Here is a 26,226-nt window from a genome sequence, read left to right as displayed (position 1 = left end):
CCACGTGGCTATGTCCGATCCCAAAAGCGCTGCTGGGTCATCGCTTGAATGAATTGCTCTGCAAACGCCGCAGGCTGCTGTTCCACAATGACGCCAGGTTTGCCTATAATGCCGACCGGCTGGATCACCGCTGCACCCGTCGGTGTAGCACCGATCGGTTTGAAATGATTGTACGTTTCGATCGCATAGGATCGGGTGTATTTCTGAACATAATCGTTTTCCTGCTGTCCTCCAACAATGAACAGACCATCATATACCAAGGGTGAGCCGGTCAAAAAGCTGTCGTCCACCTTGAGCTCCACATTCCCTGTTCCACGTACCACACCCTGTCTTTCATGTACAATGACTGGTTGAAGTCCCGCTCCCTTAAACTCTTCCAAAATGTATTGTGTGCTCGGGCCATCGAACCCTTCCCCAACAATCACTCCGACACGCAATGTCTTGGGAGAAAACACCGTATTTGCCATGCTGAGCGCAGGTGACGACTTCGTCACTGGAGATTCAGGGACGTTAGGTACATTGACTCCGAGTTCCACGGCCAGAATAGTCGCCAGCTCCGTGCTGATATGACCTAACATATTGACAACCTGCTGACGAATGGAAACATCCTTTACCTTCCCAAGTTCAAACGTGAGTGCTTGAATAATATGGCTTCTCTCCAAGCCTGTCATGCTATTCCAGAATAGACGTGCCTGTGAGAAGTGATCCAGGAAGCTGAGTGCCGTTTTCCGTTCTTTAAGACCTTGCACCGGGGAAGGGTATGTCACAAAGCCCCCTTTTGTTCCCGGCACAGTATAAGGTGAGTTATTGGCAAGCGAATTGTCATGATAGGCGATTCTCCCCTGATCAATGGTATAGCGAGAGGCTCCATCTCTCTGGTTGTTATGTACAGGGCATACCGGACGATTAATCGGCAGCTCCTGATAATTCGTGCCAACCCTCGCCAATTGAGTATCCGTATACGAGAACAGTCGGCCTTGAAGCAGTGGATCATTGCTGAAGTCAATGCCACGTACAATGTTGCCTGGATGGAAAGCCGACTGTTCCGTTTCTGCAAATACATTCTCGACATTTTGGTTAATCGTCATTTTACCGATGATTCGCACCGGAATGTCTTCTTCAGGCCATAATTTCGTTGCATCCAAAATATCAAAATCAAACTTGAATTCATCCGCTTCCTCCAAAACTTGTATTCCGAGTTCAAACTCCGCAAAATTACCCGCATTGATGTTTTCCCACAGATCCCTGCGATGAAAGTCCGGATCCGCACCTCCCAGCTTTTGAGCTTCATCCCACACAAAAGAATGCATGCCAAGTACGGGCCTCCAATGAAATTTCACGAATCTGGATTTGCCTTCATTGTTCACCAGTCGGAAGGTATGTACTCCAAATCCCTGCATCATTCGAAAGCTTCGCGGTATCGTGCGATCCGACATAATCCACATGACCATAGCAGCCGACTCTTGGTTATTCGCAATGAAATCCCAGAAGGTGTCGTGTGCAGTAGAGCCCTGTGGAATTTCATTGTTAGGTTCCGGCTTTACCGCATGAATCAAATCCGGGAACTTAACTCCGTCCTGAATGAAAAAAACAGGTATATTGTTGCCCACCAAGTCAAAATTGCCTTCCTCAGTATAAAACTTCACGGCGAACCCACGTACATCCCGATTCGTCTCGTTAACCCCTTTGGAACCGGCAACTTCGGAAAAACGCACAAACAGCGGTGTTTTCACACCTGGATTCTGAAGAAAATGAGCCATCGTTAACTCTTCAAGTGATTCATATAACTCAAATTCACCGTAAGCTCCATATCCGCGGGCATGCACAACTCTCTCCGGGATGCGTTCCCGGTCAAAGTGAGACAGTTTCTCACGCATCAGAAAATCTTCAAGCAACGTGGGTCCGCGATCCCCCGCTTTTAGCGAGTTGCTGTCATCTGATATTTTAACCCCTTCGTTGGAAGACATCTCTTTGCCGTTATTATCCCGTAGAAAGGTATTTCTTTGCTCAATCTTTTTATTCTCATCCATAGGTTCCTTGCTCATCCCAATCACCTCCAGAATATATGTATGGGATTGAAAATGCATTTATGAGTATCTGTTATACCTATGAATTGATGTGAATTCCACAGGCACTAGATATAAATGGAAGGTGTTAACCCCATTTATTGCTCATGACGTCTTTTGTCTAACACCTTCTACATCACATTGTCATTTACTATAAAGAATCTAATAGAAAAGAGATGATTAGTATGGCTCGTGTCAATGCTGTTCCGCAACCGGATCTGGTATTAATCTATTGGTCAAGAAATCCGCTCGTCCCTGGTTCTGCGCGCAGAATCCAAAGTGTACGTGTGATTGGCAATACGTCTCCATGTACATTCACACTGGTTCCCGGTGCACGGCTAATCAATGCACTGAACTGTTTGCTGGACAATGATATTGGATTCAAAGTGGTCTACCGCCATAAAACGTCAGCAATCAGTGGCGTTCTGTTATTAAAACGCAGATAATCAGACCCAAAGAAATGGTGCCTTCCTTTAGGAGAGCACCATTTTTTCGTTCTTTGATCATCAATGGACAGATTTCGAACGCCAAAAAACCGCGATAAACGCGGTCTCTTGTTCACGATATGAATTTAATTCAGAATATCCATCACCAATACATTCACTGAATGAGCTGTTAAGTTAACGACCACCGATGTATCCGACAGTGTAATCTCCTGTTCTTGGGGAACCACTTTCTCATCATTCTTCTGATTCACATTCGGAATATGCACCAAATGATCCTCTCCAGTAAGTGTGATCAGTCTGGCTGAAGCATCTACCTTCAGATCCTGAAGGCAAATCCGGGTTGATTTATCTACACCATCTGCATTCACCAGTTTCACATACACATGCCGTGCGTCCTTCGTAACAGAGTGGAATACTTCCCGGTTGTAAGCTTCCAGCTTGTAATCCAGAACCTTGCTGGTATTACGTCCGTCTGTATAGGAGCAAACCAAATTCTTTCCTGTATCTCCACCATAGTTAACCGTGATTGTATAATCGGTTCCATTCTCGAGTGGTTCATAGTTGGCCGCTCTCAGGTTACCTGCTGCCGAGCTGGATGAATAGTCTCCCAGTGTATAACCCTCAATCCCTTGTTTGTACACCTTCACGCCTGTTGCGTTCCCGCCGTAACTAATTGCGTACTCGATAACATCCTTGTTCTCAGGCGAGATATCCGTCAGTCCCACACCGATGTAAAAACCATCCTCACCTGAAATTCTTTCAGCCTCAACGTGAACTTTGTAATTGGTCCATTCGTCATTCAGCAGATACAATCCATTCAATCCACTTGATTGTGCCTTCAAAATGAGTCCTTTTCCTGCGGTTAACGCATATCCTTCCGATCCGGGAATCTGTCTCCATGCCTCACTAGGCTCTGTACGTTCCCTGAAATCTTCATCAAACATCAAACTGCCATCCACATTGGACGTCACTGTAACTCGTTTCACCACGATGTCTGCATGACCCGTTGCAATCTCGATACCTCCACGAGGAATGAGATTCAACGGTTTGCCTTTGCTATAGGTGGAGAATGAAGTCTCAAGCACCTGATCCCCTACATATTTTGCAAAAAGCTGCTGTACATAATAATTCGGTGTATACCACACGGTTTCATCATCAAACCAGATGCAGTCTGGCGTCCAGCGGTAAGTACCGTCCGTTAGTACTTTGTTGAACAATGGCGCATAGGCAGCCAAACGCACAACGTCCGCGTTATTTTCAAATCCAGTCATGATCGCAGCTTCTGCAACCGCTCCTGCCAGCGTGTTTTTGTCCGTGGAAGCATATTCTCCAACAAATACTTTGGATGTTTCTTTCCAATCGATACTTCCATCTTCAAGATAAGCCCGGTCATAGTAGTTGTAGCGATCTACGTTATTCAGCAAATATTCATTGGATCGGTAGTAGTGCTCATCTGCAATGGTGTCCATGTAATTGTCCTGATTCTCATACCAGGTTACCGTCTCCTCAATCACCTCAGCACCATCTGCAAAAGCAACCTGAGCTGACCCGGTGAGGTTCCCACTGAGGAATTTCCATCCTTCTTGGTACGCATCATCATCCGCCTGAGCTCCAACCGTCGAGATAATGTGCAGCTCATGATCAGGATAGTTCTGTTTCATGTACTCATCTATCGAACGTTTGAATACTTCGAAGTTGGCAAAAAATTCAGTGCCCCAGTTCTCATTGCCTACGCCCAGATAACGAAGATCAAACGGTTCAGGATGTCCCATCTCGCTTCGTACCGCTGCCCATTCGTTGTGTTCAAAGTCTGTACTGAGCGCAAAGTCAATCAGATCTGTAAAGTTGCGGATATAATAATCCCTTAAAGCGCCACCCGCAGGGTGAGCATAGTCCGAGCGCGCCTGACACAACACACCGCAAGCCATGACTGGAACCGGAGCGGCATTGAGATCTTCCGCCAGTTGGAAGTACTCCATATAACCGAGGCCCATCGTCATCATGTAACCCCAGACATTATAATTTTCTTTGCGGAGCTCAACCGGACCCACAGAATCCTTCCAGTCATATACGTTATCCCAGATAAAAGATCCCTCCGAGATACATCCTCCCGGAAAACGCAGGAACTTCGGATGCAGATCTGCGAGTGCCTGGATTAGATCTTTTCTCAATCGATAGTTCGGGTTACCTGTGTAGTTAGCATGTGCCGTAGCCGATATTCCCTCTTCTGTCGGATCAGCTCCCCATACATTCTGAGGGACTAGGGACACCATATCGATGGAGATGTCACCTGCAAACGTAAGTGCCAGTTGACCAAGTACAGTCTCCGTTCCGATCAGAGACAAACCGTATTTCTTCCATGTGTTCCCGCCTTCAACATGCAGCGTTACCGAATCACTGATGGAAGTGTCACTTCCATCCTGCAATTGAACAGTGATCGTTCCTGCCAATTCTGCTTTTGCCCATACGGTAAAGTCATATGATTCACCCTGCTTGATGGACATGGCACAATGCTGGTTGGAGTCTGAGAATCCACGATTCCGAATCGTAGCCCCATCCTGAACCGTTACATAATAAGCATTTACTTCAGGGTCTTCCACGTTAAAATGAACGTTTAGTCCATCCGTATGCTGTACGCGCATTTTCTCGGTGTCGCCTGACCAGGCAAACAAAGGTTCACGATTTCGACCTGTCGAACAACCACATTCTCCAGAGTCATGCGAGTACGTATCAAATGCAAAAGACTCAAATGATCGATTCTGAACAAGCTCTGCATAGATTCCGCCATCTGCCGCGTTGTTAATATCCTCGTAGAAAAGTCCATACATGACTTCACTGATATCCGCCACCTTCTGATCTCCATGGATAGTGACCGTGTAAGGCGGGAGATGCGCTGGCACAACAGACACGTCAAAGCTTTGGCTCAGCTTACGATCACCTCTGTTCAGAAGCGCACGGAGCGTAACCTCTTGTGCTGATGTGATCATCTGAACTTCCCCGCTCTCGGACAAGACTTCCGGCTTACTGGAGCTCCATTCAACAGACACTTTACCACCCAGCAAGTCTGCAGGTAATGATACATCCTTGGTGATGATTCGGTTGGGGAAGGACAAGTACTTGTCCGCCGCAAGCTTCACAATCGCTTCATCTGTCAGTGACTCACACATCACTTCAATGACTTCATCCATGGTGAGTGCTGCCCCATAGATCCGAAAGTCGGATAACGAACCTGCAAAATCCACATCCGGTGCATACTGGGAACGTCCAATATAATTCCGGCTATAATTCTCAGGATCGGTGAACGAATCAAACCATTCGCGCAATTTGGCATAATTGCCGCTCGACGTCTGACTGATCGAGCCGTCTGCGGCCTTCTCCCCGTTCACATACACAATTGGACCCGCACTGCTCAACGTTCCCCCTTGGCTACCTGCCACGGAGAGCGCAATATGCAGCCATTCTCCACTTGCAACTCCTCCACTTGGGTGGACAACCAGATTATCTCCGGCGTATAACGTACCCAGAAGCTGACGTGTCAAAAATAAATACGGCCCCTTCTCCCCTTTACCAAAGTCAAAAATGCGTTCCCACACATTAGACCCCTTGCCCAGAAACACCCAAGTGGCAATCGTGATTCCCGTGTTATCGCTTACATCACGAAGCAGATTCGAGGGTAATTGCAGATAAGAAGTTCCATTCGCTCCCCCGTTGAAAGTCACCGCCGTTCTGCCTTTCAACTCGGATATCACAGGCGGGATCTCGCCTTTGGTTATACCATCATGGCCCTTACCGGAGCTGTCCTTCCCGATCTGAACGGTATCTTCAAACGTGTATTGTGCAATTAATTGATTTTGATATGTGCTCATGTTCTTACCTCCTATGTAGTTGGGAATTGTCGGTTCACGCTTTTGATTCGCATTAATATAAAATGATTGATAAATAGTTAAACACATTTCTTAAACGTAATAATATCGCATCATCGATCCCCATTTCAATCCTAAATTTGAGAAAGACAACTGGTTTATTTGAATGTAATGACCTTTATCGGCTCTTCCCGTCTCTTATTTATTTTTCATTTTACTCTTATAAACATTAGATTTATGGTTTACAAACATATAAATCAATTGATAATATAACAAATGAAAGCGCTTGATATAATGAAATACTCAAAGGAGGTCTGCCGAACCTTTTATCGTGTGTTGCCAAGTATCGGTTGATTTTTCATTCCGGGGAATAGGAAAGGGGAAACGTATGAAACGTTATTGGGTTCGCGTACTTAACATTTCTGTACTAAGCACCACTTTACTTACTGCAACAACTTTGGCACCGGTCTCGGTGTTCGCAAATGGTTCAGGGGCAACCGTGGGTAACTCGCAGAGTTCCACCAAACCTATCGCTAATTCTGCTCCAACATTTAAAAATGTTTCCGTTCATGACCCTTCTGTCATTAAGGTGGATGATACGTTTTATATTTTTGGTTCACATCTGCAAGTGGCTAAGTCCAAAGACTTTCTGAACTGGGATCTGGTCGCCTCCGGCGTTACAGATAACAACCCTGTTGTCCCCAATGTAACCAAGGAATTCGCTGAAGCGTTGGAGTGGGCGCAGACGGATACGTTATGGGCAGCAGATGTCATTCAATTGGCGGATGGCAAGTTTTATATGTACTACAATGCTTGTAAAGGGGACTCTCCGCGATCAGCGCTCGGCATTGCTGTCGCAGACAATATCGAAGGCCCTTATAAGGATCAAGGCATTCTGTTGAAATCCGGCATGTGGGATCAGATCAGTGAGGATGGTACCATTTACGATGCAACGATTCATCCCAATGTGGTCGATCCGGATGTCTTTTATGATAAAAACGGCAAGTTATGGATGGTGTATGGCTCGTATTCAGGAGGGATTTTCATTCTGGAGATGGATGCAACGACAGGTAAACCACTGCCAAATCAAGGTTATGGCAAAAAGCTGACCGGAGGCAATCATAGTCGTATTGAAGCCCCTTATATGCTCTACAGTCCCGAAACTGATTATTATTATCTGTACCTGTCTTACGGTGGGCTAGGTGCTGATGGAGGATACAACATTCGCGTAGCCCGCTCCCAAACACCGGATGGACCTTTCCTCGATGCGGAAGGAAACGATATGATCAACGTTAAAGCGGACAAGGATAAACCGTTGTTTGACGATCGTTCTATTGAGCCATTTGGAGTCAAATTGATGGGGAACTTCCTGTTCGAGAGACAGATCGGTGATCCGGGCACAGGCCTAGGTAGCGGTTATGTATCGCCAGGGCATAACTCTGCTTATGTTGATCCGGAGACTGGCAAACAATTTCTCATCTTCCATACCCGCTTTCCAGGGCGTGGCGAAGAGCATGAAGTTCGCGTGCATGAGATGCATATGAATGCAGATGGTTGGCCCGTTGTTTCTCCGTATCGTTATGCGGCCATGGGAGAAGATACAACGCAACTGACAACTCAGGAGATCGCCGGTCAGTACCAATGGGTGAATCATGGTAAGGACATCACGGCGGACATCAAGCCATCCCAGACCGTTCAGTTCACAGCAGATGGCCAGATTAATGGTGCCGTGACAGGAACATGGAGTCTTGGTGCAGACAACAAGGTTCAGATCACATCGAATAACGTTGTGTACAAAGGTGTTTTAACACATGAATGGAATTCGGAATCTCAAAGTACGGTTCTGACCTTTAGCGCGCTCTCATCCTCCGGAATTGCCATCTGGGGAAGTCAAGGTGTTGAACGGAGTGATCAGGACATTGTAAATGCGGTGAAAAAGGACCTGAGTATCAGCAATACGGATCACGTGTTCTTCAATCTGTCTCTGCCTACCAAGGGAACAAGTGATGCAGACATTACGTGGAAAAGCTCCAATGCTTCGGCTCTATCCGCTACAGGTGTAGTGCAGCGACCACGCGCCGGTAAGGGCGATGCCAAAGTGAAATTAACCGCAACGATTCGTAAAGGAACTGCGGTAAGCTCCAAAACGTTTAACGTTATCATTCCACAGCAAGCGGTAAGCCCATTGCTCGGGGAGTATACTTTTGAACACAAGAAAATTGGCAAAGTCGCACAGGATTACAGCAAAAACGAATATCACGGACAAGCTTTTAACGTGGTCAGTTCTGCTGCTAGTGGCAAAAATCAGGCTGCTACATTCAATGGGACAGACAGTTACATTCAGTTACCTGGACTCATTACAGATACAACGGATTTCACGTTTAGCGCCTGGGTCAATTGGGATGGCGGCGGGTCCTGGCAGCGTATTTTCGACTTTGGAAATGGTTTAACGAGGCATATGTTCCTCACGCCCTCCCAGCATAATGGAGCATTACAATTCACCATTCATAATGAGGGACGGGATCAGAGCCTGATTGCAGCAAATCCACTGCCTTCCAAAGAGTGGGTTCATGTCGCTGTAACCCTTCAGGGTGATGTGGGTACTCTGTATGTGAATGGTACATCGGTTGCAAGCAACTCTGAGATTACTTTTAACCCGAAAGATCTGCAGGTAACGGAAGCTTATGTAGGCAAGAGTCGTTATGCGTCTGATCCGTTCTACAAAGGCAGTCTGGATAACGTAAGAGTGTATGATAAAGCATTAACAGCCAAGGAAATACAGCGTCAGGCCAAAGAAAAACCATAAGTTAGAGTCCCCTTCGCTAGAGGTTGGGGGCTCCATAGTGCAGACATCAATAAAGCAGCCAATGTTTTGAACTGAACCCTTTGTGAGACACGACTAACGAGGGAGTTGCAGTTCATTACATCAGGCTGCTTTATTGTCATTCCTTTCATGTATGCATTTATTCGTTCATCGTTCGTTACATTCACAGATGGATCTTTGCATCTCACTTCGAATAATGAATGACCATGTTGAATTTGTTCGTCTTAGCACCGGAGTTAACGTAGGCGTGAGGCTTGTCCGCTCCAAAACGGATCGACTCCCCTGAACTCACCGTATAATCTTCCGCCCCTACTCTAATCGTAACTTCACCTTCAAAGACCGTAATAAACTCTTCCGTACCTTCGATATGCGGTTCAGCTTTCAACTCAGACTTGGGGTCCATCTCCATCATATATATTTCAAAGCGGCGTCCTTCTTCAAAAGGAAAATGCGGATAAATCCGAACCCTTCCCTCATCCTCCATCAATACTTGAATATCATCCCCCGTTACAACGGTTGTATCTGACTTCGGCTCGTGAATCAAAGCAGTAAAGGAAGTTTTCAGGCCATTAGCAATCTTCCATACGGTTGCAATGGATGGATTGGATTCACCACGTTCAATCTGACCAAGCATAGTCTTGCTAATACCAGACATTTCGGCGACCTTGTCCAGACTGAGTTTTCTTTGTTCCCTAAGCTGTTTCAGGTTCTGAGCAAGAATACTATTGATGTTTTTCAAAAATACATCCTCCTCATTTTATAATTACATTGTGCTATATAACGTACATGTTGTACAATAATAAAGACCGTACGCTATAGCGTACATTTAAGGTCATTATATCACACAACTAAGAAAACGTGGAGGAACCATGAACATTATACCTTTAGTGACCTATGCAATCATCGCTTCATTTACACCCGGACCCAACAATATCATTTCCATGACGCATGCCAGAAATCAGGGGTTCCTCAAGACCCTTCCGTTTATTAGTGGAGTTGCAACCGGCTGCCTGCTTATTATGTTTCTGTCCAGTTATTTCAACCTTATTCTTCATCAATATATTCCCAGGATCGCACCCGTATTGAACGTGTTAGGGTGTGTGTATATGCTCTATCTGGCGCTCAAAATCATGCGAAGTAAACCTGCAGATTCGCAAGAAAACAAGGTTAATCATTATTCATTTCTATTTGGGTTCACCCTGCAATTCATCAATCCCAAAGTCATTCTGTATGGGCTTACTGCCATATCCGTTTTTGTTCTGCCTCTTGGGCAGTCCCATGTTCATTTAATTGTATTTTCCTTGCTGCTCACCTTCATCGGTATTAGTGCCAATATGACCTGGGCGTTCGGTGGCATGTTATTCCAGAGCTTTTTATTAAGATACGAGCGTCCTGTTAATATCGTCATGGGTATGTTGTTAATTTACAGTGCACTATCAATCCTTATGTAAAATGTAATAGAAAAAGCGTCCACTCATTCAATGAGCTGAACGCTTTTATTTTTTTATCCTAATTCCGGTCTCCACCATGGATGTGTAGGGTAATGCTCCGTATGAAGCACAACCTTCTCGCCGATTTTGGGAGTTGCAATCTTAACTTTCAAAGCATGTGCAGCCTTCGTGATTCGTTCAACCGGTTCATTCCAGGCATGATAGGCCAGCGTAAATGCGGCCCAATGAATCGGGATAAGCAACTTACCTCCTACATCCAAATGCGCTTGCACCGTTTCTTCCGGCATCATATGAATATTGGACCAACGCTCGTCATATTGCCCGCATTCCATCAACGTCAGGTCAAATGGACCATATTTACTGCCAATTTCCTTGAAATGAGGACCATATCCGCTATCGCCACTAAAGAACACCTTCGTATGTTGTCCAGCGATAACCCACGAACACCATAAGGTAGAATTACGGTCGAATAATCCTCTGCCAGAGAAATGTCTTGCTGGCGTGCAAGCCAATGTTAGACCTTTGAACGATAACTCATCCCACCAGTTATGCTCGGTAATCTGTTCCGAAGGCACACCCAGTTGAATCAGTCGACGACGTACCCCAAGCGGCACGATAAATCGCTTTGTTTTATCCTTCAATCTGCGAATGGAGTCATAATCCAGATGATCATAATGGTCATGCGATATAATGATTGCATCCAGCCTTGGGAAATCCTCCGGTTGAATCGGTAGATTGGTGCTGTAACGTTTGGTACCCACCCAGGATACGGGTGATGGACGATTGCCCAGCATCGGATCAAAGAGCAATCTGTGCCCTTCAATTTCAAGCAAAAAAGCCGAATGTCCGAACCATGTAACCTGTGGATTATCGGATGCACTGAAGGTTTCAGCGGGTTCACATATCTCCATAGGCATTACGCCCGCTGGCCTCCGCTCTACATTGCCACGCATGGAATCTCTCAATATGCTGATCAGGGACTTGAAGTTCATGCCTGCTGATGTCGGGAGCTGATTTTCGTATTTTGTCATTATACATACCTTCTGTTCTATATAATCAATCTGTGTCTCAACATTTGGAAGAGAACTATTCATATCGTAGCTATATATTAATTCATTGGCCGTTGATATTCAATTTTCGGCTAATTAAGATAGAATTAAGACTCTGTTTTCTCTCCTATAAGATTGGGCATATATGATAGAGAAAATACATGGAGAGTATGTGAGAGAACATGAAGAAATGGCGCAAAAGATTAGTTAAGTTTTTGATATTTGACCTCGCGGTAATTCTGTTGCTTCTGGGTACAGGCGTGATCTACCAACAAGTGGGTTTAAGGCAGGATGCCAAAACACTCGTCCCCCCTGGTAAGCTGTACGAAGTCCATGGAGACAATATGCATCTATATACTGGTGGAGAAGGCGATGTAACAGTCGTACTCGCCTCTGGCTGGGGGACCGCTAATCCCTATGTAGATTATTATCCATTATATGAAAAGCTTGCTCCCAACACAAAATTCGCTGTATATGACCGATTTGGCTATGGATATAGCGATCAGACCGATAAGAAACGTGATGTCGATACCGTAGCTGAAGAATTACACGAGTTGTTGCAGGTATCTGGACAGAAGCCACCTTATGTATTAGTTGGACATTCACTCGGCTCGCTGGAGACCATCCGTTTCGCACAAAAATACCCGGATCTCGTCAAGGGTATCGTCATGATTGATGGTGGAAGCCCAGAATATTATTCGAATGACGATGACTCTTTGGCAGACACAATTGGTGGTTTTGCGAATAAATTCCGTATCCAAACCGGACTATTCCGCCTCTCCATGCAATCTGACATGGTTGTCGAAACTTCTAATGCCAATCGTAATGAACTGAAACTTGTAACCGATGATCTGAAAAAATTGGATACAACTGCGCTGTTGCACAACTATGGTAATGTGAACACGTTGGATGAATTACGTGAAATAGCTGCCAATGCCAAAGTAGTTGTAGATCACAAGCAAACCTTACCGTTTCCACTCACCATACTGACGGCTGATTACCTTGGTGCAAGTGAACCCGAATGGGATAAATCCCAAGTAGAATTCAAATCTTGGTCAGATGATTCTAAACAGGTAACCATTAAAGATACCGATCATTACATCCATCAATATCGCCCTGACCTCGTTGCGGAAGAGATATTGACCCTGGTGAAGAAATAACGTACATCCTGCTAAAGTAAGGCTATGTTATATCATAAAAGAAACCCCAAAGATTCTCTAATATCTTTGGGGTTTTAAGTATGAGATTTATTGTGCTATCGCCAGTCTTGGCCGTTGGGACCTGAAATCGCTGAAAGCTTGTTCGATCTCTAATGAAGTCAACTGGTGACGATAAAAGTACTGTTTCATCGCCTCCATTTCGGTTCGATCGCCATTGTAGATATTATCAATTCTTCGAATGACCTGGTTATATAAGCTCTCACGTCTGGCGTTCACAGGCTCACACAACCAAAAGTTCGTTCTTTTCACATCACCTGTCTCGGTCCAGAGCAAATTCTCATATCGGATGACATCCCAGTCCCAATATCCAGCATGAATTTGCTGAAGTTCCGTCGTAAACATATCGTATATCAAGTTGGGAGGAATGTGTCCATAGGTTACACGGTACTCTTTCAGTTTGAATGCTTCAATCCACTCTGTCAGGGTGTACTCACCTGGTGAATACGCATACAATTTAGGTGTATAAGGATTACTCTGCAATGCCCTAAGTGCTTCACTTTCCATCTCCCCATCCAATCTTGCACGTGAAGCATATACCTTGAGACAATAGTCATGCAATCTATATACAACCGAGCTATTACTAATAAGCGAAGCCTGTAGAGTAAGATGGCCATTTTTTTCGTAGTGCAACAGCATCTTTTCAATGTTGTTGCCAATGGGATTGATGATGATCATAATGAAGTCTCCTTGATTAAAAATAAAATATAAACCGTTTTCGAATTGGTTAAAAATTGTACTATTACATTCTATATTACCCTTTTATATTAGTATGAACATATACAATTTTGCCGGAACATGAAGTATTTGCTCTGAAATTCATTCTTTAAACCGCCGTATTCCGGCTACATTTTTACTCTAAAGGCTGTAACCCGTTTCACGTCAACACCAAAAAAGTATAGAATAAGTACGAAAAAAAGCGATGCGTCCTTAAAGTTAAGGGACACATCGCTCTTATACAATATCTAATTATTATTGTTAGTTAATGGATTAATGCATAGGACCTTGTTGTCCTGGCGTTGATCCTACTTTGACCCGTTTCACAAAGAGTGAAGTAATCAGACCGATAATCGACAGAACTAATGCGAATACAAACGCATTCTGTACACCTGACGTGAAACCTGCCAGTTGATTTTCTGGACTTTCCGGGTTCGCTACTCCGCTCAAAAAGCGGGATTGTCCTGCGCTCAGTATACTTACCGCAACAGCCGTACCGATCGCTCCGGATACCTGTTGCAACGTATTCATGATGGCAGTACCGTGAGGATAATACTCACGTGGCAATTGGTTCAGACCATTCGTTTGTGCAGGCATCATAATCATCGAGATTCCGACCATCATGAACACATGCAGCGTAATAATTTTGGCCAGTGTTGTTGTAGGTGTAATTCCAGTGTACATGAAGAGTACAACCGTTACGACAGCCAGACCAATAATCACAAGCCACTTCGGACCGAACTTGTCAAACAGTCGGCCCATGACCGGAGACAGTAAACCATTCAGCAAACTACCCGGCAATAGAACCAGTCCGGCAGTTAACGCTGTAACGGCCATACCTTGTTGCAGATACATTGGCAGGATCAGCATGGATGACAGCATCATCATCATACAGATGAATATCAGGATCAAGCCAATCGTAAACATCGGATATTTGAACGCTCGCAAATCCATCATTGGCTGTTTCATTCTCAACTGACGGATACTGAATAACAGCAAGGACAACAGACCAATAACGAGAGTGGCAACAACGACCGGACTCGTCCAGCCTCCGCCAGTTTCTCCATGTCCCCCTGCACTACTGAAGCCGTATACGATACCACCAAAACCAAGGGTAGAAAGGATAATGGACAGTATGTCAATTTTGGGCTTGGTCAATTTCGAAATATTTGGCAAGAACAACAAGCCGCATACCAGTGAGATCAGGAAGAACGGCAAGGAGATCCAGAAAATCCAATGCCAGCTCAGATTAGCCAGAATCAGACCGGAGATACTCGGACCGCTTGCTGGTGCAAACATGATAACCAGACCAATCAATCCCATGGCAGCACCACGTTTTTCAATCGGGAAAATAACCAATATGGTGTTAAACATCAGTGGCAACAATAGCGCTGTACCTATCGCCTGCAGTACCCGTGCCACCAACAGAATTTCGAAGCTAGGTGCAAGTGCAGCAACAAATGTTCCTGCAATCGAGAAAATCAAAGATGTTGTAAACAACTGTCTTGTGGTAAACCACTGCAACAGCATACCGGATACCGGTACCAGGATTCCCAACACAAGCAAGTAACCTGTAGTTAACCATTGAATCGTTGTAGGACCTACTTCCAGTAGAGCCATAAGTGGCGTCAATGCCACGTTTAATGCCGTTTCTCCAAACAGACCAATAAAGCCGCTCAGCAGCATCGCGAACAAAATCGGAAATACCTTGTATTGCTTTGTTTCTTGTTGATTCTGTGCAGAATCAGCCTTCATGGAAACCTCCACGATCCCATCCTCCTCAAACGTATCGAACTTTCTTTTTCTCTGTCTCTTGGTATAAATTATTGAATCTGTTTGGCGTTCTTCGTCACAACCGACAAATACTCAGCAGCCGTCAGCAGAGGCTGTTTATCCTGATTCGTCAGGCTGATAATCAGTGCTCCCTCCATCAAAGAAATGATCAGAAGTGCCGTCTCCCGCGCCTTCTCTTCACCAACGCCATCCAGAATCAGATGTTTCTTAATGACATCCTGCCAATCTGCAAATACACCCTGACATGCAATACGCAACTGCTGACTAATACACGATGTCTCCACAGCTGCCCAGAAGCTGAATGGCAGAAATCCGGTAAACCCGGCTGCTTCTGTTTCATGAGCCAAATCATGAATAAATCTCTGAATGGCATCCCCCGTATTGTCGTGGGCTGCAAATGTTTTCTCAAATGTCTGCAAGATATGTTCATTGGCTTTTTGAATACACTCGTGCGCGAGCTCTTCCTTGCCTTGCGGGAAATAATGATACAACGACCCTTTCGGCGTACTACTCTCTTTGATGATCTGATTCAGACCGGTCGCATGATATCCTTGTGAAAAAAACAGTCTCGCTGCTGTGCTGACAATAGACTCTCTAGCATTAGACTTTTCACTCAACGAAAGCCACTTCCTTCAAATAATTATAACAATCGGTCTATATAATTAAACCCGCTCAGATCGGCACTGTCAATCATTTTTATTTCAAATTTTAATGTAAACGCTAACAGTTCAGGAGTGAGAAAATGAACCGAGCGACGGCTCACGGTCAGATCATCATAACAGCCGCTAATTTGGAGACAAAGCTCCAGATTAAGCGGCTGTTTGTTAGCTTGAGTATATTAAGGACTGTATATTAGTAGATATTGGAGTCATCTCCGTCTTAATGTACCTCCTCATGCACAGTTTTAGGAGTTTCACCTGTTCGTTTATTACCTGCCCACACGTCTTGCACGTAGCGTCCTTCGGCCTGAAGCTGAATGAGCCAGTCCTTCGCTTGCTGCACCGTTGCTCCCTGCACCTCCTGATACGCTTGCTGCAAAGTCTCTTCTACCGCAGGAGCCATCTGGCTTCCATCCCCGCATACGTAGAGTTTTCCTTTGTTCATCAGCACGTGAATCAACTGTTCGTAATTCTCTTTCATTAGATGCTGTACATACGTTTTGGGCTTGCCATCCGCACGAGAAAAAGCAGTGTGTAGCTTAACGATCCCTTCTCGCTCGTATTGTTCAAGCTCTTGACGATATATGAAATCTGAATCATTCCTGCACCCAAAGAACAGATGCGCCTCACTCAGTGGCAAACCTCTCTGTTTCATAACAGCTCTCGCCTGGAGGAAACCTCTGAATGGTGCAACACCCGTCCCCGGTCCCACCATGATCATTGGAACATCAACCTCTTCCGACAGATGGAATTCGGATTCAGGTGTACGTACAAACATCAGAATATCTTCTCCGGATGAACAACCAGCGAGGTACGATGAAGCAACTCCCAGATATTCGCCCTTACCACTCCATGCAGGTTCTCTTACTACCGATACGGTTATACTCGCTTGCTCGGAATTCAGGCTTGGCGAGCTGGATATTGAATAATATCTGGGCTTAAGCGGAGGTAATAATTCAAGGAACCTTTCGAATGGCAGTTCACACGCCTCATACTTTTCTAGCAGGTCCAACATCGTGATTCGATTGGCAAGAATATAATCCTTGTAGCTGTTTTCATCCAACATGCCTTCCAGTTCACGCTTATGAGGCGGACATACCGTATGATTAGCTAACTCCTGCAACTGTGTTCTGGTAACAGGTGTCTGCAATTCCACACAGTGAGTGAGCAACTCATGAATCTTGACGGGTCTGTTCAGTGGAAGGTATGTGAGATGGCTGACGTCCGAAGTTAATTGGATCGGAGTATCCCCACGTAGTCCGAACCGACTGAGTATCCGATCCACATTCTGCTTCTGATTGTTAGGCAACACGCCGAGATGGTCACCTTCTATATAACTCATGCCTTCAGGCAGTAACACTTCGATGTGACGCGTGCTTCTTCCACTTCCCAGCGCCTGAAGCTCTTTATTAACTACAACCGTGGCATAGCTGGCATCATAAGTTCGTGCAAGTGGCATATCCGTTTTCTCGCGGACAAACTCCATTTGAAGTCTGCTTGTGCTTGATAAGGTTGGTTTCACTACTTCCTCGCTAATCCCCAAGACACCCAACACCTGAGGCCACAACATATGCTGCCACATCTCGACTTGTTTCTCCATGTCACCTCCGGCATCGGCTTCACCGCGGGATAACAGTCTTTTACCTCCCAATTCTTCAAGCCTCTCATCTATTAATCGAGGAATGCTCTGGTACGTCCCGGACCAACTCCGATCTCCACAACCCAGAACGGCATAGTTTACATCCCGTGCTTCCTCTGACTCTGTTCCCTTTAACCAGTCTACAAATGCCGTAGCATTTTGCGGAGGTTTACCGTTATACGAAGCTGTGACGATGAGAACGACACCTTGGCGGGGAATGCGGCCAACCCACTCATTCAGAGTGGCTGCTTCACTTGGGATTCCATACGAACGTCCTTTTTCCACAAGCTCTCGGGCAATGCCATCTGCCGTTCCCAGATTGGAACCATATAACACCAGGAGCGAAGGCTTACCATCTGCTTCAACGGCCAGGATTTCTTCCCTCTGGCTTTCACTTGCTATATTTTTATGAACAACAGGAGCAGGTTTCTCTTTCGCAGATACGGTCGACTTATTCCTTGTTTGCGAAGCCGCGCGCGCTTTCACCTGGATCCGGAAGTCTCCCGGCTTCAATGTCAGTGTCTGTTTAACATCTAACTCATAGTTGCTATAATCGATCAACTCAAAATGTTTAAGGACCATGCCAAGCACAAGTGTTGCTTCATATAAAGCAAACTGCATGCCTATACACGCTCTCTCCCCATTACCAAAAGGTTTATACGCATGATGAGGCACTTTCGCCGTATCTTCAAATCGCTCTGGACGGAAAAGCTCTGCATCCTCTCCCCATGCTTCTCTGTCACGGTGAAGCTGGGGCAAAAGAATACTGCAACTTTCTCCTTTCTTTAAGGGATATTTGCCACCTATGACGGTGTCTTCTTTCGCATATACGTCAAATCCCGGAGCGGTTGGCCAGAGACGTAACGATTCACTAAGAATCATGCGAATATAAGAAAGCTGAAGAATTTCTTCGTACTGTGGTGAGTCACTGACCAATATCTGATCCACCTCGTCATACGCCTTTTGAAGCGATTCCGGATTTTTGAGTAGAAAGTAAAGAGCAAAAGATAACAAACCACTCGTGGTTTCATGTCCGGCAATGAGAAACGTAATAATCTGATAACGGATGTTCTCATCATCCAGCATTTCGCCAGTCTCCGGATCTTTGCCATTCAACATACGTGCGAGCAAGTCGACCTCTTCGGGTGCTGAACTCGCTTTACGTTCCTCTATAATCTGATCTACCAGAGAGAACATCGTCTGAATATCCGCTTGGAACTGTCGTTTGGTTTTCACCATAAGCAGATTTTGAATTTTCAAACGTGAACTCTTCTGCATAGCTTCATTTAATGCCCGAACCATGCTTTCAATAAAAGGACTGTGGTCCTGTCTGTAAAAACTGTTAAACCGATAATTGAATCCACATAGTCCAATGGTATCCAACGTAAGGCGTGTCATATCATCCGCAACATCAATCGTATCGTTGGAATTGAGGCGTGCCCACTTATTGATCAACTGTTCGGCAATATCAACCATCATCGGATGATAACCTTTCATGGCCTGTTTGCTGAAGGTGGGAAGCAGAATGTTATGGGCCTTTTTCCAATTGGGCTCCGAGGTTCTGCTTGTAAATAAACCATCGCCGCCAAAGGCACGTACGTTTTCGAGTTCATTGTATACAAACTTGTCAAAACGGGACACATCGCACAACTCCGCGACAAGATCTGGTCCAGATACGATTAAACCGGAATAACCGGGAACGGTAAGTCGATATATTGGTCCATGCTGTTCAGCCAGAACGCCTAGCGACAGCGTTGGTTTATCTTTATCAATTAAGGGCAGATTGCCAAGTGGTCCATACATTTTGGGTTGTGGAATGTAAGTTGCATCACTCATGATGATCACCTCTTAACTGTACGCCGTAGAGCAAGGTATTCGTTAGCCATATGATGGCTGTTCTGCTTTCATTCATAAGTCATCTCTCCTTTGATGATTTTATAAATGATAGTAATATATATCATTTGATAATACATTAAACCATAATTGATTTAATATCAAATTTTCTTCCGGCTGAATAACTTTCAATTGAACCGGTCAACGTTTAAGTTGAATAACAGCAAATAGAGGATTGCATATGCAATCCCCTACTGTATGAAGCAATGACGCTATGATTCTATGAAACTTTTAATTTATTCTAATGATGACTTGGCCCATCCCAGTTCTCGAAATTCAATTCATTATTAATGCTTACCGCAGACAACGCCCCCAGAGACGCAGCCGTGATTGCCTGATATATCTCGGATGCTGCATCACCAGCACTGTATATACCCGCTACGGATGTTTTGCCTGAAGCATCAACGATAACCGTTCCTGATTCTGTAATTTCACAACCGATGGCCTTTGGCAGTTCTGATCCGGTAAACAGTTTCGGTTGAAAGAAAACTCCTGTGCAAGGAATCGCTGTACCGTCATTTAGTACAACTTGCTGTACCATCCCTTCTTCAGAGTTAATGGATTGAATCGGTGCATCGAATACAGTAACATGATGTTGCTTCAGCTCTTCACGGTGCTCATCGGTTAAGGAATCTGATCCATTCGTACAGATCGTATAACGTTCTGTCCAGCCGGATATGACTTTTGCCATATGTAATGCGTTAACTCCACTAACGATGATGACCAGCGCTTGGTCTCTTAACTCCCATCCATCACAATATGGACACACAAACGCACTTTTACCGTAAACTTCTGTTAATCCGTTAATATCCAAGGGAAGGTCTTTCTTGCCTACCGCAAACAAAATCTTTTTCGTGCGATAACTTGCCCCCTGAGTAGTCTTAACTACAAAATCACCATCGCTACCTGTTATCGCAGTTGCCGTATCGGATGCAAATTGAACTGAGGGATACGCTGCAATCTGATCTTTGGCAGCTTTCCGGAATTCACGTGGACTTGCCCCATCTCTTGTCACAAACCCATGAGTCTCCCTTGTAACCCAGTTACGCGGTGTCTCATCATCAATGACCACAACGTTCTTGCGGGCCCTGCCAAGTACTAGAGCTGCATTAAGCCCCGCTGGTCCTCCACCAATAATAAGTACATCCAAGAGTTGATTCATATTACTCATATTATTCACCCTTTCCAGACATTTAATATCTCTAATTAAATTTTAAAAATAACCTCCGCTTTCTCTTAAGAAAGTAATATCGGAGATTTACAAGAACACATTTTAAAAAGACTATTAAAGATATCTTATATCTACAATAAACAAAACCTAACCATTTTGCAACATATATCTTTAACTACGTTCTTCAATCCAATCTGTGTGAGTTGAATAAAAGATTATTTACACTTACACTACAATGACAAGAACAAACTTTATATCACTGTTATACCCGGATTTTTGATTTCTCTCCTGTAACACAGAAATAATTATTTAACAATTAAAAACAACCTTGTTTTTAAATTGTTCACAATCAAATGACATTATTTTAAATACTAAAACGTTAATTAAATCACATAGTGTATTGAATGGTATAATAGCGACATAATATATAAGTATAGATATAGGAAGTGAGTTCTTGAAAACATTGAACAATGGTTCACAGACCAATATCAGCCTGGAGTATAGCTCGATTCCGAAAGTATTCTTCGATACGATCAAAATCGGAATCATCAAGTCCAACCTGATCGCCATGTTTGCGGGTTTAAGTTTGGCTTTATATGTATTTGATGCTTCAATCTTAGCTAATATTGTACCAATCATCCTTTCCTTTATTGGATCTTCTCTCATTATTGGAGCTGCAGGGGTGTTTAACAACTTGTATGATCGTGATATTGATGCGATCATGGAACGTACGAAGAAACGTCCTACCGTTACGGGACGCGTAGATACCAAGTCGGGTCTAATTCTCGGTATTGCAATCACCATCATCGGGGGCATCATGTTGTACATCGCTTCCCCATCCGCTGCTGTATTTGGTATTTTGGGTCTGTTGCTTTACGTGTTCCCTTACACGATGTGGACCAAACGTACAACGATCTACAACACAGAAGTGGGAAGTCTTTCGGGTGCTGTGCCTCCACTCATCGGTTGGGCAGCCATTTCACCTGAACTGGGTCATTTCGAGATCTGGGCATTGGTCGTTACGATGCTCTTATGGCAAATGCCTCACTTCTACGGGATTGCGATTCGTCGTTTTGACGAATACAAAGCTGCTGGTGTTCCCATGCTACCCGTTGTTAAAGGCATCAGACGGACATACATTCAGACAAATGTGTATCTGGTACTGTTACTGATCTCCAGCTTTTTATTCTGGCCGATGAGTCCATTTGTCGCTATTGTGGCATTTCTGGTTAGCTTGGCTTGGCTCATTCTCAGTGTGGCTACCTTTGACAAGAAAGAAACAGAGAAATGGTCCAAACGGATGTTTATCTTCTCCATTAACCATATCACTATTATCTTCCTGGTCATCATTGCGTATTCCTTGATTGCTCAGATGATGAGATAAAAATATTCCATCTTTCCACTCGTTATAACGATAAAAAGCCTTACAGACTGTCCTCTTTCAAGGAGTCGTCTGTAAGGCTTTTTTGTTTTTTTATTATCTTTTCTAAATTTTCAAAGCTATCCAACTTTGGCGGGGGTTTGTTCCCCTTGCCACAGCAGCTGCATCTCTTCATTGGTGGCAAGCAATTCGGCCAAACTTCCCTCGGCTTCAATGCGTCCATCTTTCATCACGATAATGTGATCTGCTTTGGAAAGTGCTGCCCTGCGGTGAGAAACTGCGATGCAGGTGACATCCGGCTCTTGGAACAGCCCTTCCCATACTTGTTGTTCTGTCTCCACATCCAGTGCACTGGACAGGTCATCAAAGATAAACAGGTCCGCCTCCGTCATTAACATGCGTCCTGTGGCCGCGCGCTGAATCTGCCCGCCTGACAGCATCACCCCTCTGGGACCAACCGGGGTCTCAAGCCCCTGATCCAGATGTTTGATATCCTTCTCCATCACAGCCAGACGAATGGCTTTTTCAAGCGCTTGCTCGGTGTTCCCCTGTTTGCCTTGGACGATATTTTCTTTCAACGTATCACTGAACAGTCTTGGCACTTGCGGGGTATATGCGGCTCTAGGCGGCATCAGGAACGTGGCTGGATCAACAGCTGCTCCATTCCAGTGAATGTCCCCTTTTTGTTTGGGTAACAATCCAAGAAGTGTGCGTACAAGCGTTGATTTACCTGATCCAATCCGTCCTGTAATCACAAGAAATTGTCCGCGTTTCAGACGGAAACTGATCTCTTCTATGCCATTTGAAGAATTCGGATATTGATAAGTCAGCTTATTCACCTCAAGAGATTGCAACTTCTCCTTAGGGTCCCTCTGTTCACTTACAAGCTCCGGCGGATCTTCATACAGATAGATTTCCCTCGAATCCATGATCTGGTCTTCTTCCCCCGGGCGGAATAGCTTACGCATACGATCATAGGATACCTTGAGCCTTTTGTGCTGAAACACCATATAACCAAACAGTGAAATGCTAAATCCGATATTGGCCAGATAACTGGTGAATAAGGCAAAATCACCTACGGTAAAGTTACCTGCTTTCATCTCAGCTGCACACATCAGTAGAATCAATCCGGTACAGATACTTAGAACATGCTGATTCATCGATCTCATCCACTGCTTGAACAGATTGTCTCGAAGTGCAGCCTGGCGACGATCTTCATTCAACTGGTTAAAACGTGTAGAGACATTCTCTTCGGCCTGACCCAGTTTCAGGGCTTGCACTGCTCCAAACGTTTCCGCAATAAAACTGGTAATTCGCCCAGTCGATTCTCGATTAACCTGTGCATATTTCCGAGCCCGATTTCCGGACAGGTTGTTAAGTAAGGTAACGACCACCAACGGCAGCACGGCAACCAATGTGATCTGCCAATTAATGTTCGCCATAATGACGATAGACACAACAGCAAATACAAGACGTCCCCAGAAGTCTACCCATGATTCTACATACTCGACGACTTCATCGACATCATCCCGAAAGCGACTCATCGCCTCCCCTGGTGAAGCCGGAAGATTACGCCCAGGCCAGCGCATGATTGCTGCGAGCATGTTGGTTCGCAAAATCGCCTGAACATGATACAGATACGTAACCCATGCATAGAAGGCTACAAAAAATGTGCCCACCCGTGCCATTCGGACTAAAGCAATAAAGATTAGCGGCACAGCAAGCCACATGTAGTCGTTTGAACCCGCTGTTGTGCGATCAAAAAACCATTGCATTCCAATACCAATGGCTAGCGGTAAGGAGTGAAATATACACCATAACAATCCGTTGATTATAAACAGCAAAGGCCTGAATCGAAACAAACGGCCTATAAATCCTGCTACAGTCATGCCAATTCCTCCTCTCGGCCTGTAATCAGCAGTCTGGCATAGTGAGATGCCGGGTTACTGGCAAGTTCTTCTCTCGCTCCAAATTCCAGTACCTTGCCATCACCGAGCACCATAATCCGGTCCACTTTCTCCAGCGTAGCCAGTCGGTGAGCAATGATGACTCCTGTGGATTGTTTCATTAACTGGTCAATTGCTGATTGCAGCATACCTTCGGTCGCAGCATCCAGACGTGACGACGGCTCATCCAGAATAACCAGACTCGGTTCGGTTAGGAATACGCGAGTTAAGGCAAATAACTGTGCTTCCCCTGCCGACAATGAAGCTCCACCTGCAGCCAGATACGTATCAAGTCCTTCTGGTTGTGAATTAATCCATTGGCTGAGTCCAAGGCGATCCGTCGTCTCCTTGATCATCTGATCGGATACATCCCCATTGAACAGGGTCAGATTGTCACGCAGCGTGCCATCAAACAACTGCACATCCTGTGTCACCATTCCCACCCGGCGATAGAGCGCTTGTAATGAAAGCTTTGTGATATCCGTTCCACCTACACGGATCGTACCCCGATCCAGATTGTACAGCCGGAGAAGAACACGACTAAGACTCGACTTACCGCTACCTGTGCGACCGATGATTCCCAGACGTTCACCAGGTTTAATAGAAAAAGTTATGTCCTGCAATACCGGTTTATCCTGGTTATAACTGAAATGCACCTGGCTGAATTCCAGACCAAGAGGTCCTTCCGGCAATTGCTCCTCTGTGCCCTCTTCAATCTCACTCTGCATGGACAACAGCTCTCTGGAGCGCAGCATGCCGGATTTTGCTTTTTGAAACTCCTGCACCTGATCTCCAAGCATCTCAATCGGATCATTCAGCATCTGCGTATATTGATAGATCAGAAATAATGTTCCGATACTAATTAGACCTTCCATATAATAATGCACACCCAGCAAAAGCACAGCAGTGACCGCCAGAGCGAACAGGACTACTGTGGTATTCCACGGAATAACCCGTAGCAGCCAGGCTTTTCTCCCCTTACGGAATACCGTGCGCATCGTGCGGTGAAAGCGGTTCATCACATAGGGCACATGACCATTTGCTTGCACATCTTCAATCCCGGCAATGCGTTCTTCAATTAATCCAAACAGAGAGGCACTTGCCGCGCGTTCATTTTTGGAAGAGTCCACGCCCAGATTTCGGATGAAGACCATGAACAGGATCGATAATAATGTGAACACGGTCATGACCAAAGCAATGGGCACATTAACACTGAACATGAACCCGAGAATTCCGGCCAGCAGCACAAAACTCCCGATCACTTGCACAATGAACATCGCGAAAAAATTGGAGATACTTGTGACGTCGCCATCCACACGTTCAATCATTTCTCCAGGTGTTTTCACATTATGAAAACGCATATCAAGACGCAGGCAGTGCTTCAGCAGATCTCCGCGCAGTTGATTCGTGGCCCGCCAGGCCACGTCGTTCCCCAAATAACTGACCGCTACCGTAATGAGTTGATTAAACACGGCAACAACCAGAAATATTCCTGCAAGCTGAACAAGATTGGTGAGGACTCCCCCACTTGCTGCTGTATCAATAAATCGTTTAATAATCTGTGGATTCAAGAGCTGAAGCCCTGTTGATGTGAGCAACATGATTAAAAGTAAGGCCAGCCGTCCTTTAACTGGTTTTAGATAACGCAGCAGCCATGACATGGAGCGTTTCTCTGTTTTGGGCACAGGTCCCACCTCTTTATCGGTTTATTTAATTGTTCTTGCCTATTCATATTTGTTGATGATCTTAACAACAGCAAATTTGCGATCACTAGGATGAGTCATACATAATGACATTAAAATCGGGATTTCCCGCCCATAATTGATATGTAGAACGTAAGTTGACCATTGTACATTCTCCTTTTAACAAGTTAGTTTTTTATAAAATAACGCTCCAAACGCTCCTTTCCATGTGAATAAATTGGGTGGAATGCATGCAAAAAAGCCATAGATGAACTAATGTTCATCTACAGCTTGTAGCCAAAAGAGATCGAATGAAATGCAAAGCATTTCAACTATCTCCTCTGCATCGCAATAATGATGAGCGTCCACGACAGAGGTGCACAAACATGACTGTCCCAACGCGATCATTGCAAAAAAATTGGATTAAT

Annotated in this window: 16 protein-coding genes; 5 read left to right on the top strand and 11 right to left on the bottom strand. The window is 44.9% G+C overall.

Translation table 11 applies throughout. The annotated features are described in order from the left end of the window. Positions 1–8: 8 nt before the first annotated feature. On the bottom strand, positions 9–2,045 hold the full coding sequence (locus tag CXK86_RS15460) for a catalase (RefSeq protein WP_373888066.1): 2,037 nt from the start codon (positions 2,043–2,045) through the stop codon (positions 9–11). A 206-nt stretch (positions 2,046–2,251) separates the two neighbouring features. Here CXK86_RS15460 and CXK86_RS15455 point away from each other — a divergent pair, with 206 nt between their 5' ends. Next, a complete protein-coding gene (locus tag CXK86_RS15455) occupies positions 2,252–2,512 on the top strand; it encodes a hypothetical protein (protein WP_074094912.1) in 261 nt (86 codons plus the stop codon). A 125-nt stretch (positions 2,513–2,637) separates the two neighbouring features. On the opposite strand, the gene CXK86_RS15450 is transcribed toward CXK86_RS15455, so the two are convergent. Next, positions 2,638–6,378: an alpha-L-arabinofuranosidase C-terminal domain-containing protein gene (locus CXK86_RS15450; RefSeq protein WP_036608355.1), complete on the bottom strand. Its 3,741-nt coding sequence runs from the start codon at positions 6,376–6,378 to the stop codon at positions 2,638–2,640. A gap of 385 nt (positions 6,379–6,763) precedes the next feature. Between CXK86_RS15450 and abnB the strand changes: the two genes are divergently transcribed. Continuing rightward, positions 6,764–9,181, top strand: coding sequence for an arabinan endo-1,5-alpha-L-arabinosidase AbnB (gene abnB / locus CXK86_RS15445; RefSeq protein ID WP_101314018.1), 2,418 nt, complete (start codon positions 6,764–6,766; stop codon positions 9,179–9,181). Positions 9,182–9,383: 202 nt separating this feature from the next. On the opposite strand, the gene CXK86_RS15440 is transcribed toward abnB, so the two are convergent. Beyond that, positions 9,384–9,938, bottom strand: a complete 555-nt coding sequence (locus CXK86_RS15440) for a helix-turn-helix domain-containing protein (RefSeq protein ID WP_036608360.1) — start codon at positions 9,936–9,938, stop codon at positions 9,384–9,386. A gap of 130 nt (positions 9,939–10,068) precedes the next feature. Between CXK86_RS15440 and CXK86_RS15435 the strand changes: the two genes are divergently transcribed. Then, on the top strand, positions 10,069–10,650 hold the full coding sequence (locus CXK86_RS15435; RefSeq protein WP_076249454.1) for a LysE family transporter: 582 nt from the start codon (positions 10,069–10,071) through the stop codon (positions 10,648–10,650). Positions 10,651–10,703: 53 nt separating this feature from the next. Here CXK86_RS15435 and CXK86_RS15430 read toward each other — a convergent pair whose 3' ends face one another. Then, entirely contained in the window at positions 10,704–11,681 is a 978-nt protein-coding gene (locus CXK86_RS15430) for an MBL fold metallo-hydrolase (protein WP_076249455.1), read from the bottom strand. A gap of 200 nt (positions 11,682–11,881) precedes the next feature. On the opposite strand from CXK86_RS15430, the gene CXK86_RS15425 reads away from it, so the two are divergent. Continuing rightward, on the top strand, positions 11,882–12,859 hold the full coding sequence (locus CXK86_RS15425) for an alpha/beta fold hydrolase (protein ID WP_076249456.1): 978 nt from the start codon (positions 11,882–11,884) through the stop codon (positions 12,857–12,859). Between the two features lie 87 nt (positions 12,860–12,946). Here the strand turns inward: CXK86_RS15425 and CXK86_RS15420 are convergent, their stop codons facing one another. The 5 genes from CXK86_RS15420 to CXK86_RS15400 form a co-directional block, all read right to left on the bottom strand. After that, on the bottom strand, positions 12,947–13,594 hold the full coding sequence (locus tag CXK86_RS15420) for a hypothetical protein (RefSeq protein ID WP_101314017.1): 648 nt from the start codon (positions 13,592–13,594) through the stop codon (positions 12,947–12,949). A gap of 312 nt (positions 13,595–13,906) precedes the next feature. Beyond that, positions 13,907–15,388: a DHA2 family efflux MFS transporter permease subunit gene (locus tag CXK86_RS15415; protein WP_101314074.1), complete on the bottom strand. Its 1,482-nt coding sequence runs from the start codon at positions 15,386–15,388 to the stop codon at positions 13,907–13,909. Positions 15,389–15,456: 68 nt separating this feature from the next. After that, the gene (locus tag CXK86_RS15410) at positions 15,457–16,044 is read right to left on the bottom strand and encodes a TetR/AcrR family transcriptional regulator (RefSeq protein WP_047842796.1); all 588 of its coding nucleotides are present in this window, start codon (positions 16,042–16,044) and stop codon (positions 15,457–15,459) included. A gap of 262 nt (positions 16,045–16,306) precedes the next feature. Continuing rightward, a complete protein-coding gene (locus CXK86_RS15405; protein WP_101314016.1) occupies positions 16,307–19,561 on the bottom strand; it encodes a bifunctional cytochrome P450/NADPH--P450 reductase in 3,255 nt (1,084 codons plus the stop codon). A gap of 298 nt (positions 19,562–19,859) precedes the next feature. Continuing rightward, positions 19,860–20,780 (bottom strand): NAD(P)/FAD-dependent oxidoreductase, encoded by a 921-nt coding sequence (locus CXK86_RS15400; protein WP_101314073.1) that lies wholly within the window; start codon positions 20,778–20,780, stop codon positions 19,860–19,862. Positions 20,781–21,243: 463 nt separating this feature from the next. Here CXK86_RS15400 and cyoE point away from each other — a divergent pair, with 463 nt between their 5' ends. Next, positions 21,244–22,173, top strand: coding sequence for a heme o synthase (gene cyoE, locus CXK86_RS15395; protein ID WP_036608378.1), 930 nt, complete (start codon positions 21,244–21,246; stop codon positions 22,171–22,173). A 116-nt stretch (positions 22,174–22,289) separates the two neighbouring features. On the opposite strand, the gene CXK86_RS15390 is transcribed toward cyoE, so the two are convergent. Next, positions 22,290–24,059, bottom strand: a complete 1,770-nt coding sequence (locus CXK86_RS15390) for an ABC transporter ATP-binding protein (protein ID WP_101314015.1) — start codon at positions 24,057–24,059, stop codon at positions 22,290–22,292. Continuing rightward, positions 24,056–25,801: an ABC transporter ATP-binding protein gene (locus CXK86_RS15385; RefSeq protein ID WP_101314014.1), complete on the bottom strand. Its 1,746-nt coding sequence runs from the start codon at positions 25,799–25,801 to the stop codon at positions 24,056–24,058. Before CXK86_RS15385 ends, CXK86_RS15390 begins: the two co-directional genes overlap by 4 nt. Between the last annotated feature and the right edge of the window lie 425 nt (positions 25,802–26,226).

Source organism: Paenibacillus sp. BGI2013 (genome assembly GCF_002843485.1).
In the GTDB taxonomy this organism is placed as follows: domain Bacteria; phylum Bacillota; class Bacilli; order Paenibacillales; family Paenibacillaceae; genus Paenibacillus; species Paenibacillus amylolyticus.
The sequence above is the reverse complement of the archived record's forward strand: the minus strand, read 5'-3'. Positions and strand labels throughout refer to the sequence as shown.